Raw genomic sequence first — 13,390 nt, forward strand, 5'->3', positions numbered from 1 at the left:
TGCCAAGTTTTTTTCTGAGGAAAAACACCTAATGACAATTGATTAATTATTTTTGTTATTCCTGCTTAGGCCGGAATATACGTTATAAATATATTTTATTAATTATTAAAAAGATACCTGCTTTTGCAGGCATAAATATGGCTCAAAAACCAAGCATCCCAAAAGGAACCCGAGATTTTAATCCAGAACAAGTAGCAAAACGAAATTATATTTTTAACACCATTCGTGTTGCTTTTGAAACTTTCGGATTTCAACCTATTGAAACACCAAGTTTTGAAAACTCAGATACCTTAATGGGTAAATATGGTGATGAAGGTGATCGATTGATTTTTAAGATTTTGAATTCTGGTGATTATTTGAAAGATGTAAAGAACGACGTGATTAATTCTGCAAGAATCAATGCTTCATTTGGAATTTGTTTTGAAGCACTTAGATTAGAGTTGGAGAAAACGGTAAATATTGGGCATCGGTACGATCAATTATTGAATTCTTTTAGTTCAGTTTTAACTAACAGAAACGATACTCAATATCTGATAAGATTTTTTGAAAAAACAAAAGAAGAGTTTATTTCATTTTTTGAAGAAATTAGGAAGTATCATGGAGAAGAAAAATCTATAAAGATAATAGGTTTTAAAAACAATTATTATTTTAGTTTTTTTAAAGAATATATAAGTGAGTTAGAAATTTTAAATTCCAATAAAACAGTAAGTAAGATTTCGGAAAAAGCATTACGCTACGATCTTACTGTGCCTTTTGCACGTTACGTTGTGCAACACCAAAACGACATAGAATTTCCGTTTAAGCGTTATCAAATACAACCTGTTTGGAGAGCAGATAGACCACAAAAAGGCCGTTTTAGAGAGTTTTTTCAATGTGATGCCGATGTGGTTGGAAGTAAGTCGTTATGGCAAGAGGTGGAGTTTATTCAATTATACGATACGGTTTTTTCAGCATTAAAATTAGAAGGTGTTACCATTAAAATTAATAATAGAAAAATATTATCTGGTATTGCCGAAGTTATTGGCGCTAGTGATAAACTTATCGATTTTACGGTAGCTTTAGATAAGTTGGATAAAATAGGCGAGGAGAAGGTAAAAGAAGAAATGCGTGCTAAAGGTATTTCAGATGAAGGCATATCGAAATTACAACCTTTATTTACGTTGTCTGGTTCTTTTGAATCTCAAATTGAAAGTTTAAAATCAATATTAAATACTTCTGAAGAAGGCAAAAAAGGTATTGAAGAATTAGCCTTTATAAATACAGCAATTACAGAGTTAGGTTTAACAACGGCGGCATTACAACTAGATGTAACTCTTGCACGTGGTTTAAATTATTACACAGGTGCCATTTTTGAAGTTTCTGCTCCGGCTCAAGTAAAAATGGGCTCTATTGGTGGCGGTGGTCGCTACGACGATTTAACAGGTATCTTCGGGATGAAAGATGTGAGTGGTGTAGGTATAAGTTTTGGTTTAGATCGTATTTATTTAGTGCTTGAAGAATTAGGATTGTTTCCGGAAACGGTAAATAAAAACGTTGATGTTTTATTTATAAACTTTGGGGACAAAGAAGCTTTGTTTAGCTTAAAAGCGATTAAACAATTGCGTTCTCAAGGTGTTAATGCCGAACTTTATCCAGATGCTGCTAAGATGAAGAAACAAATGAATCACGCCAATAAGCGCGCCATTCCTTTTGTGGTTTTAGTGGGCGATCAGGAAATAGAATCGAATACTTATACTTTAAAAAATATGATTTCTGGGGAGCAAGATAAGGTGTCGTTAGAGGCTTTAATAGCTCAAACTAAAAAGTAAAAAGTCCTGAATAGAAATTCAGGACTTTAAATAAGTTAAGTTTCTGATTTATAAATACTAACTTAAAATTATGAATATAAACTCAACTTATTATTTTATGAAAACCTTTTTTGATACACTTCCGTATTCAGAATCTATCTTTAAAATATAATTACCCGGTGTTATTTGCTGCGTATTATATTCAAGATGATTTTGTGTGGTGTTAGCATGATATTTAAAAAGGGTTTGTCCTAAAATGTTTAACATTTCAATATTTTCAATTTGTTTAGATTTAGGATTGTTTATTACAATGTTTGCCTTTTCGTTTGAATAGTAAACTTCAATTTGATCCATGCTATTTTCTACAATATCCAATGTATGAGCTTTTTCAAAAGTAAGTTCAAACCTATTTAAATACTCTCCAGCTTCAAGGTATGCTTCATATTTACCTTGGCTTAAATCATGATAAAGATCTAATGCTTTGTCATGTAAGTATAAGTCGAAATCTGCAGGAGTATTTTTTATTTCATCTATCTGTATGCTATTATAGCCGTCGGTTTTAGTATGTATTCCTAATGGAATAGAGGATTGTTTTGTAAATGCGTTAACACCTTGTATGGTATATTTTTGATTGTCAATTAACCAATACATATCATCTGCTTGAGTGTCTATATATTTTGAGTCGTAGCCCCAATCGTATCCTGTACTAGCGTTTTCATCAACAGTAACTAAAAGTTGTCTTTGTAGGCCGCCTACGGAGTTAAAACCAATTCTTAATTTAGTTCTAGGATCTTCGTTATTCTCAGTTATATTTTTTGTTGATGTGTTTTTTCGTGCTAGAACGCTTTTAGAATAATAAGCACGCTGACTATTATTAAATTTAATATGTCCATTAGTTTCTGCTGTGGCATAAAAACCCTGTCCAACAGGAATATACCTGCTAGGAAGTTCTATTTGTGTACCGCCAGTTGAAAAGACACCTTGATCTTCCGATTTTCCTGCTGCTGGTACTGCTCCAGAAAGTGAGTATGTAGCATAACCACCTTGGTATTCACTAGCAATATGAGAACCGCCACCCCAATGTTTCCAGAAATAAAGTGTGCCATCTGTTGCGCCTTCACCATCAATAACCGATTTGTTATCTTGAATAAATTTAACAGCGTCAATAGCCGAAGGGTAGGGGTTGCCTATTAAATAATCGTTACCCGCATAAACAGGTAAACTAATTTCTCCATTATTCGGTTTTCCCTGTAATACATAATCTTGTACCTCTGTTATAGTTCCCGTTCCAGGACCTTTCATTGTAAAGCCTTCGCCAGGAGAAATATTACCTGTGCTTCGCACTTGCTGCCATGTGGGATATTTGTCGCTTAGGCTGTTATTATATTTCCAAATCCAGTAATCTGCCACCGACAATGGAGAGATAATACCATTATATCCTGTACTTATAAAAGTGATATCTTTAAATATATCTTTTACAGTATATGGATTGTTTATGGAGCTATTGTTTGGTTTTCCAACTGGAGATGACCAATAATTATAAGTATACGTATCAGCAGTACCTTGAATGTTTTTTTCCAATATACCAGAGCTAGTTGGGTTTAATGTACTTGTTGATGTTTGGATAAGTTGCGAGTTGTCTTCTAAATCTAAAACGCCATCGAGAGCTAAATACCAGGTGTTAATTAGGGCAGAATTATTACTGATTTTTAATGTTTTATTATTGTCAATTATTAAACCTGTTGTTTCAACATTTGTGTCAATTTCCAAATCGCCTTTTATTTTAATAATGGCATGGCTTGGTATTTTAGTGTTTATATCTAAATGCGTTCCATTTTCCCAATTCTCTGGGTTTTTCCAATTTCCTTGGCTGTTTATGCTCGTTACATAGGGTAGAGGAGCTGTGAAATCTTGTCTGGTTTGGTCGAGCTGTATATTGTTAATTTTACCAGCTCTACTATTACTAGATAAATCTATAACATTTCCATTTTCTATATTGGCCATATTATAATAAAGGAGTAAATCGCTCCATAATAAACCTTCAATATCTTTCGGGATTATAGAGCCCCTAATCTTACCGTTACTGTTTTCAATTTCTTGATTTATCTGTTGGTGTAGTTGGTTGTCATTTAAAGCTATATTGAAAACTTTCGATTCATAAATAGAGCCTTCAAAATAGTCGTTTTGAGTTTTAGAATTTCTACCTATTTCAAAATCATAAGTATTCCATTCTGTACGGTTATTTAGTGTGTTATTTAATAAATCATCATGACTGTAAGTCCAAATGTCGTCACCATTTAGATATAGTTTTGCGCTTCCCGAATTGCTATCATATTTTAAAGCGACATGGTACCATAAGTTCTCTTGTAAAAAGTACTCCGATAAATCTGGTGATTCAATTGGATTGCCCTCATTTGCCTTAATGTGCGCACGTAATTTTTTGTTTGAATCGATAGACATATTAAAATTAGGTTGCCCAATAATATGTCCACCATTAGATTTTTTATCTAATTTAATCCACGACATCATAGTAACTTCTTTTTCCCCATTAAGAAAAGGAGCGGTACTAATGTAATCGTCTTTACCATCAAAATCTATAATTTGTGGCATACAGAAATTAAAATTCCCTAATCCTGTTGCGTGCGGTAAGTTATGGTCGCAAGTATCGCAATCTTCCCATAAAAAAGTTACACTTTTAATGTAGTTTGAGTTGGCGTAGTTAACACCTATTATAGCATTATCTCCAGATATTTTATTTGAAATAGCATTAACAATACCGGTGTTGTTATTTGAAGTATAAGAAGGAGTATTGGAATGCGTGAACTCTGGGTAAATGGTGTTACCGTTTACGTCTTTACCTGTAAAAGTATATTTATCGCCATTAGAGTTCCATTTGTTTATATGATGAACATCGAAAGAAAACGCATAAACAGGTTGACTAAATGTTATTGTACATGTAATACCTGGACCCGAAAACCCATTGGATAATAAATCGATTCCTTTATATAAATAACTAGATTGCGATCCTACTTTAGGGGTGTTTCCATACCAAAAACCTAAAGTATTTGTTTCGCCCGCAAAAGTAACTGTAATGTCTGTACCCGAATTATTGACATTGGTGTAGGTGTTTGATAGTTTTCCTGGTGGCCAGAAATTATCGTTAGCTATGTTTGTAGACCAATTTAAATTATAATTTTGTGCACATGTAGGGGCTGTGTGTACTTGAGCATATGTTTTTTTGTTGCTAACAAAGAGGGATAACACTAAAGATATAATTATAGCAAAATGCTTCATGGTTAAGTGTTTGTTTTGGCTTTGTAATTAAAAATGTAATTACTGCGCCGATTTAGAATTAATTAATTTTTTTTCTAAAAATTTGGGAACACGTTGAAGTGTTTAAAATAGCCCTAAAAAAAAAAGGGCTATTTTAAAGGTTTAATCCACCAATACTTTTTTCGAGATTTTGTTTTTATCAGTAGTTAAATTGATAATGTACACTCCAGAATGAATTTGCTTAACAGGAAATTCAAGATAGTTTTCATTAAGTTTATCATTTTCTGCATTTAGTTTGAAAACAGATTGACTTAATATATTGTGCATTTCTACTGATTTGATGTTCAGTAATTTTGGGTTGTTAATTATTAAGCTTTCTTTATTGTTAGAAAAATATACTTGAAGGTCTATTTCTTCAATATTTTCAACGCTTAAAGCCTCTTGGTTAGAGAAGGTAAGTTCAAAACGATCTTTATATTCTCCTGGAGTTAATAATATTGTAAACGCACTCTCTTGTAAATTATGATACGTGTTTAATTCTATATCATGAACGTATATGTTTTTGCTAGAGTCAATGTTTTCTAAATTATCAATACTTACTGTAGCTAAACCTTCTTTTGTTATTTTCATGCTAAACGGAATGTTTTGAGTTTCATCAAAGTTATTTACCGCTTGTATTAGTAATTTCGAATCTCCTAGACTCCAATACATATCCTCGAGATTATCTTCAATAAGTACTGCGTCGTACCCTAAATCAAATCCGTTAGTCGTACTTTGGTCTACACCCGTTAACAACTGACGGTGATATCCACTTGGAGAGTCGAACATTAATCTTATTTTTTCTCTTGTGTCCACCGAACTGTTAGTATTGCTTTTAGCTTTTTTAGTGCCTTTAAAGAATACTGATCCTGAATTACTTCCGGATACGGTTTCTTTTTGGAAAATTCGTTGTCCATTTTTAAAGTTAATATCTCCATCTTCAATAGGTTGTGTTAAGCCTGTTACACTACCATCGTCTGATGAAACAAAGAATCCTTGCCCAACAGCAATATATCTTTCTGGAAGTTTAGAGCCAGAAGCGTAAGTAGCATTAATCCTTGAATCTGTAGATATGGCAACAGTACCTCCCATTAGAGTATAAACGGCATATCCACCTTGATAACTTGATAAATTATGACTGTTTACTGCAAAATGATCCCAGAAATATAAAGCGCCATTTATAACATTTTTACTATTGTTACCACCATCGGCAGTATGAATATTGTCTTTTATAAATTGGTCGGCATCTATAGCAGACGGGTATGGGTTACCTAATAAGTATGCATTTCCTGCAGTAATAGCTGTATTGAAGTCTCCATTGTTTGGCTGACCTTTAAAAATATAATTTTGATCTGGCGTAGCTGTTCCTGGGCCTTTCATAGTGAACCCTTGACCTATAGCTAACGATCCTGTACTTCTTACATGTTGCCATTCAGAATATGAGTTACTTGGTCTGTTCGTGTATTTCCAGATCCAATAATCTGCAACTTGAACAGGAGAACTTGTACCATCATATCCAGAAGTTGAAAATCCTACGTTGTCTATAATATCTGCAACGGTGTAATTTGCATTACTAGTAGTAGATACTGGCGAGCACCAATAGTTATATAAATAAGTGCTAGAATATCCTTGTTGGTCACGCTCTAATGATCCTGTACTAGAAGAATCAAAGTCACTTTGATTTGTTTGCACTAATTGTGATTCTCCTTCTAAATCTATTGTGCCATCAAGTTTTAAATAATGTGTAACTGTTAGTCCTATACCATCATTAGATGCAGTACTACCATTAACTTGTAATTTACCGCTATTAATAATTAAACCTTCTACTACACAATTTCTACTTCTTACATCTGCAGGTGTAGTACTTGTACCTAAATATACATCATGATTTATTTCAATGATATTCCAATCAATAGGTGTAGCGCCATCAATAATAGATAGTGAGTTTGGTAATGTTTGCACAGTATTGTTTAACCAAGTAGCGTCTGCATCCCATAAACCAGTACCTTGAGTTTGATATGGTAGGGGAGCAGTTTGATAATCTACAGTATCTAGATTTCTTAATGCCCCTTGGTTATCATTACCAGACATATCATCCGTATTTGTATAGGTATAAACAGACATAGGATAATATCCTGCTAAATTTGTCCAAGGTATAGTGCTTATTTCATTTTTTGTAATTGTTGTAGGTATAACATCACCATATTCTAAAGCTAGACTTACATCGTTAGTAAGTTCTTGGTTCATGATATAGCGTAATTGATCAATACTAAGTGCTGTATCCCAAACTCTCACTTCATCAATATTTCCTGCAAAATAGGCTGTTGTATTTGGATCATATCCATCTGCGGCAGCAATTAAGAATTTTTGAGATGTAGCAATAGGGGCTGCTAATGAAGTTCCGGTAGTATCAGGAACTCCATCTATGTATAAAGATGCAGTTCCACTATTGTAAATTACAGCTACCTGATGCCATTCGTTTTCAGGTATCGCTACAGACGAAGTAATAGTTTCAGAACCTCCGTTCCAAGTCATTTCTGCATTTCCAGAACCATTAATCCTTAAATCGTAACCTTCAGAAAAAGCTGCATTTCTTTTTGAAACTATAGACGCGTTAACCGTTCCTGCGTCTCTCTTTATCCATGCCGATACAGTAAACGCACTCGTATTTAAATTGATTTTGTTATCTACATCAATATAGTCATTAGCACCATCAAAATATACAGAACGTTCAGCAATTATTTGTGGGGCATATCCAAATGTGATGTATTTAGTACCATTAAAATTATAATCTGTTTCTAGATTCCCATTTCCATCATCGGTCATTACTCTGTAATCTGCAGTTGGGTCAAAAACATTTGTATCCGAGATAAACATATAGAAATGTCCGGGAGGTGTTATGTTTCTTATTGCATTTAAAGGTATTTTTACCTTACAAGTAGGAATGTCTCCGCCATTTTCAATTACTTTCCAAACACGTTGCATGGCTGTAAATGAAACAGGAGTTGATAATCCTGTAATTCCAGCACTCATATCTACTGCTACAGAAGACGAAGCAAGGTTAATGTCTGCACCGTTATTACCCCACACTAAATATTCTCTATCATTTAAAGTAGTAGGGTTCGATGATATATTTTCGTTATTTGTGTCATAAACATCAGAAAGACCAATGGTTAAAAATCCATTTGTTAAAGTAGGTCCATAGGCATCCGTTCCATCTGATTCTATATTTTGACTTCTAGATTGTTTTTGGTTTAATTCTGATGCATCGTCTCTTCCAATTCCGGCAATGTCAAAATTGTGCCCATTATTTAAACTAGCATCCCATATTACTGTACCTTGAGAATCAACATAATCTGTATCACATTCATAGTCAAAAGCTTCTTTAGAAGTTCCAAACTCTTTCAATGTTACGCCATATTTAATGGCTAAGTAACTTTGAATTTTCTTTTGATCTGGGGTCGAGTTAGGGCTAGAATAACTTGCTAACTCTGTAATTTTTCCATCTAAATAAGAACTTAATGCATGACCATTAAGTGAGAACTGGCCAGCACCTAAAACATATCTTAAATTGTCTAACTCAGCATGAAGTAAATCGACTCCGGTTCCAGTTAATCCTGTTTTTCCGGCATGATTATCAACTTTTTTACCGTTATAATATATTTCGCTAATAGCAGGAGATACCGCTAAATTAGATTTTATATTAAGTATCATTACATCTGTACCAATGTTATTCGTTGCTGCTGGAGCATAAGCTCTACCATAAGAGTCAACACCTGGAATAGCACTTCCTGAAGTACTATTGTTATATGAGCTTATTATATGTGAAATTAAATTATCGCCATTAAATCTTGAAGAAATTCTTCCAAAACCTAATCCGGTTCCATCTACACTAAAGCCTGTTTTTGTAAACTTTCCAGAAAGCGGTGTTTGTGTATTAGATGTGGTTTTGTCAAAAGTGTCGTTAGTTTTTACAACTATCCAATAGTCTTGAGTCCAGTAACCACCTTTACCTTTCATGATATTACCGTTATTTTTATCAAAATCAATAACGGGATTATAGTTGATATTGTCTGTGGTATTGTCTTTAAAAATAGGACTTGTAGACCCAAAGGCTTCAGCGTTATTATCATAAGCTTGATCGCTCCAACTTGTAATAGCAGTATTATCTGCAGTGGTACTTGTACCAACATCTGATTTTAACCAAAGTTTTAAGTTGTTACTTGCGTTTCCTGGACCAAAAGCAGGATCTGCAGGCGGTGTAATATAATCGCCTTTAACAAATATATTGTCGATAGCTACTCCATCATCAGTACTGCTTCCATCACTTGCAAAAAGAACTCTAAACCATATTCTCGGTTGGTTATTTATAGCAGTAACAGATACCGAGGCTTCTAAGAATTTAGAATTACTAGTAGAACTTTCATCATTTAAGCCAGACCAACCATGTTCATTATTTCCTATGCCGTCAACATCGTCATCATTATACCAGTTAATATCTGTTCCCTTATCTCCTAACCTTGTCCAACCAAAAATCCCTAATGGGTCAGTAGTATATTGTACTTGAACACCATCATCAGTATCATCAGTGGTATCATGTTTAATATCCATATAAAAGGTAACATTGGTAAAACCAGTAGTGGAAATAGCCGTTGGGCTAGTTAAATAGGTATAATAATTATTCCCGTAATTATTGTAGCTATTTACTCTCCAGTAGTTTCCTTCAGAAACAAGTGTAGGTGAGGTTTCATAGACCCAAGAGCCTGCTCTAAAAAGCGCAGTGCTAGAAGTCCAACCTCCGTCATTTTCATCGAAGTTTTCGTAATATATTGTATGGCTTTGTTGGTCGCCTATTTCTCCTGTTCCCTGTATGTTAAAGTTGTATGGGTTTTCATCGCTATCATTATTGGCAATAGTAATATTTGCACTTCGAACACCAATTCCTGTTGGGCGGAACCTTATTTTAAAGGTTGTAAATGAGTTGCCTGCTATGGGTGTTGTTGGATTCGCAGTAATTGTGAAATCTGTAGCATGAGTTCCGCCAATAGTTACATAAGGTGATGCTCCTGTTAAATTTATAGGTGCGGGGCCAGTATTTTTTATTGTAAAAGTTTGTGTATTTGAACTTCCTGTATTTATTGTTCCAAAATCTGTGGCATCCAATAAAGAAGGAGTGGTGTCTCCATCGCTAATACTCGTTCCATTACCTTCAATATCTATTTCAGGTAATCCCATAATTCCTGTGCCTTGAACTACAAATGTATATGGGTTTTCGTCGCTATCATTATTATCAATAGAGATTGTAGCTTGGGCATTTGTTATAATTGCGGTTGGGGCAAAGCGAACAACAAAAGTAAGATCGCTTCCTCCATTAGTAATCACGCTAGAGCTAGGTTGTGTTAAAATACTAAAGGCAGAATTACCACTAATATCAACAATTGGTATTCCTCCTGTTAAATTCAATGTAGAAGTACCAATATTTTGGATGGTAAAAGTACGGTCTATAGTTGTAGCAATTGTGGTTGTCCCAAATTCAGTATCATCTGTTGTAGTTGGAGTGGTGTCTCCATCTGCTATATTAGATCCATTACCTGTTACGTTTATTTCTGGTGAAGGTGCGTTTGAAGACCCTTGAACTACGAAAGTATATGGATTTTCATCACTGTCATTATTATCTATTGAAATTGTAGCTTGTGCATTAGTTACGGTAACGGTAGGAGCAAAGCGAACAATAAAAGTAAGATCTGTTCCTCCATTAGCAATACTATTAGCACTAGGTTGCGTCAAGATTGTAAAAGCTGCATTTCCGCTAATGTCAACAAGAGGAAATCCTCCTGTTAAATTTAAAGTAGCCTCACCAGTATTTTGTATAGTAAATGTACGGTCTCGTGTAGTTAAATTGCCAATTAATCCAAATTCGGTATCATCAGCAACTACAGGTGTTGTATCTCCATCTAAAATATCAGTAGCATTTCCTTGAATGTTAATTTCGGGAGTAGGCGTAAATGAAGACCCTTGTACTACAAAGGTATATGGGTTTTCATCACTGTCGTCATTATCAATAGATATAGTTGCTTGTGCATTTGTAACATTGGTAGTAGGAGCAAATCGAACTACAAAAGTAAGATCACTACCACCAGATGGGATAGAATTTGAAGTTGGCTGGGTTAAAATAGAAAAAGCTGCATTGCCACTAATAGCAACTAAAGGAGATCCTCCAGTTAAAATTAAAGTGTTGGCTCCAGTGTTTTGTATGGTAAATGTATAATCTAAAGTTGTACCATTAGCTATAGATCCAAATTCAGTATTGTCGGCTAAAACTGGTGTTATATCTCCATCAGTAATATCAACACTATTTCCCGTAATATTTATTTCAGGAAGAGACGCACAAGAACTTCCCGAAACATTAAAGTTTACAGATGAGCCTCCAGAGCTAGCTGAATTACCATTTTGATTTATAACTGTTGTACCTCCAACGGTTATTGTAATATTATCTGTGCCATCCCAACCATCATTGGCAGTGTCGTACATGGTAAAGTAATAATTGTTTAAATCCTCTATACAACCCAAGTTTACTGTAGTTGAATAGTTGCTGTTTCCTGTTCCTGTAGGGTCGGTAATAGAACCTACTAGGACACCACTCGGATTGAATATATCTACAGTGTTTTCTGATGAATATCGTGGCCAATTAACAGACACTATAACTTCAGAATATGTTGCTGTTAAAGAATTTCCTCGTATAATAACATCATCAATAGCTATGTCAGAACGATAATAATCTCCAGTATTTGATGTTGTACCACGAAAGCGGACTTGAATTGTACTTCCAGTATATGCAGAAAGATCTAAATTGTTGGATAAATTATTTCTCCAAGGAGCATTATTATTACCTTGTTGTTGTCCCGATATAGTTGTTAAAACACTCCATCCACTACCGTCATTAATTTCTACATTTAAATTTCCAGTATTGTTTCCGTACATGTGGTAGTAAAAAGAAAGCGTAGGGTTTATGTATCCTGATAGGTCAATAGACGGGCTAGTCATTGAAGCCTCTTTAAAGAAAGCGTTTGTCCCTGACGATTCTATAAAGGCGTAGTATGTACCAGAATTTGGTACGTTTGGTCCGGTGCCATTCGAAGGTGTTGCGTTGAAACCTCCTTCCCAAAACATGCTGCCTGAAGGACTTGTTAATGTCCAACCATTAGTATTTATATCAAAGTTGGTTTCAAAACCCTCTGAGTATATTGCAGTTTGAGATAGTAAAAATGAAGAAAAAAGTAAACAACATACCAATATGTTGTTTTGTAACAAGAATGTAATTTTTTTCATGAGAGGTTAAATTTTTAGCTTGGGACTAATTAATATGGGTCAAAAGTAGATTATAACTCCATGAAATACAAATTTAATCGATGAAATGCATTGTAAAATTATAAGTTATTGATTTTCAGTGTATTAAAAATAAGTGAAATTTGTGTTTCGAGTATTTGTTAATAATGAATCCTCTTTATTCTTGCTAATTGTTTGTTTAGTACATAAAAAAAAGGCTGAATTTTATTTAAAATTCAGCCTTTTCATTTTAATGTAATATGATTTTAATTCTTTATCATTCTTTTATAAGTTGTTGCACCTGATTTGATATTTATAATTTTAAATATGTAAGGCGCTTGATTTAGCTTACTTAACCCTGTAACTTTTACTTGACTATTTTTAGAAGAAAATTTTCTGTCGAATACTAGTCTTCCATTTAAATCGAATACCTTAATATTAAAATCGCTATTATTTAGGCTTGAAGGTAACTGGATGTTCACATTATCTTTGAATGGATTTGGTGTAACAGCAATAAGATTTATCTCTTGAGTGCTGTTATCCAATGTTGTTTGGTCTGAACCATCACAATCTTGATCAATACCATCGTTTGTAACTTCTGGAGCTCCAGGGTAAATGGTGTTATCTGTATCATCGCAGTCAGTGTTGTTTGTAATATATCCCGTTGGAGTAGAACAATCAAGTACAGAAATGCTTGGGTCACCAAAACCATCATTATCGTTATCTCTATAATATAATGTTCCAGTACCGTTATCTATTACCTCCCAAGAACAAGTTGTGTCATTAAACGTAGCTGTTTCATAACATTCGGTAGTAGGTTCTGTAGGTTGTGTACCTGTTACTTCCCACGCACAAGTTGTATCGTTGAAGCTTCTAGTTTCCCAACATTCTAATTCGGTAGTAGGTTCTGTAGGTTGTGTACCTGTTACTTCCCACGCACAAGTTGTATCGTTGAAGCTTCTAGA

General features: G+C 34.2%; 4 protein-coding genes. 1 reads left to right on the forward strand and 3 read right to left on the reverse strand.

Annotation, left to right across the window (positions count from 1 at the left end; translation table 11 throughout):
* The first annotated feature begins 137 nt into the window (after positions 1 to 137).
* Positions 138 to 1,808 (forward strand): histidine--tRNA ligase, encoded by a 1,671-nt coding sequence (gene hisS / locus HNQ90_RS14255; protein WP_144117828.1) that lies wholly within the window; start codon positions 138 to 140, stop codon positions 1,806 to 1,808.
* 90 nt (positions 1,809 to 1,898) lie between these two features.
* On the opposite strand, the gene HNQ90_RS14260 is transcribed toward hisS, so the two are convergent.
* The 3 genes from HNQ90_RS14260 to HNQ90_RS14270 all read right to left on the reverse strand — a co-directional run.
* Positions 1,899 to 5,081, reverse strand: coding sequence for a LamG-like jellyroll fold domain-containing protein (locus tag HNQ90_RS14260; protein ID WP_144117827.1), 3,183 nt, complete (start codon positions 5,079 to 5,081; stop codon positions 1,899 to 1,901).
* A gap of 141 nt (positions 5,082 to 5,222) precedes the next feature.
* The gene (locus HNQ90_RS14265) at positions 5,223 to 12,428 is read right to left on the reverse strand and encodes a choice-of-anchor D domain-containing protein (protein WP_144117826.1); all 7,206 of its coding nucleotides are present in this window, start codon (positions 12,426 to 12,428) and stop codon (positions 5,223 to 5,225) included.
* A 263-nt stretch (positions 12,429 to 12,691) separates the two neighbouring features.
* A partial coding sequence (locus tag HNQ90_RS14270) for a T9SS type A sorting domain-containing protein (protein WP_183822363.1) occupies positions 12,692 to 13,390 on the reverse strand: 699 nt, incomplete at its 5' end.

The organism is Algibacter amylolyticus, from assembly GCF_014202225.1.
GTDB classification, from domain to species: Bacteria; Bacteroidota; Bacteroidia; order Flavobacteriales; family Flavobacteriaceae; genus Algibacter_B; species Algibacter_B amylolyticus.

Excerpts from the sequence above, each read along its gene's own strand:
- hisS (WP_144117828.1), top strand. The coding sequence starts at position 138 with ATGGCTCAAAAACCAAGCATCCCAAAAGGAACCCGAGATTTTAATCCA.
- HNQ90_RS14260 (WP_144117827.1), bottom strand. The coding sequence starts at position 5,081 with ATGAAGCATTTTGCTATAATTATATCTTTAGTGTTATCCCTCTTTGTT.
- HNQ90_RS14265 (WP_144117826.1), bottom strand. The coding sequence starts at position 12,428 with ATGAAAAAAATTACATTCTTGTTACAAAACAACATATTGGTATGTTGT.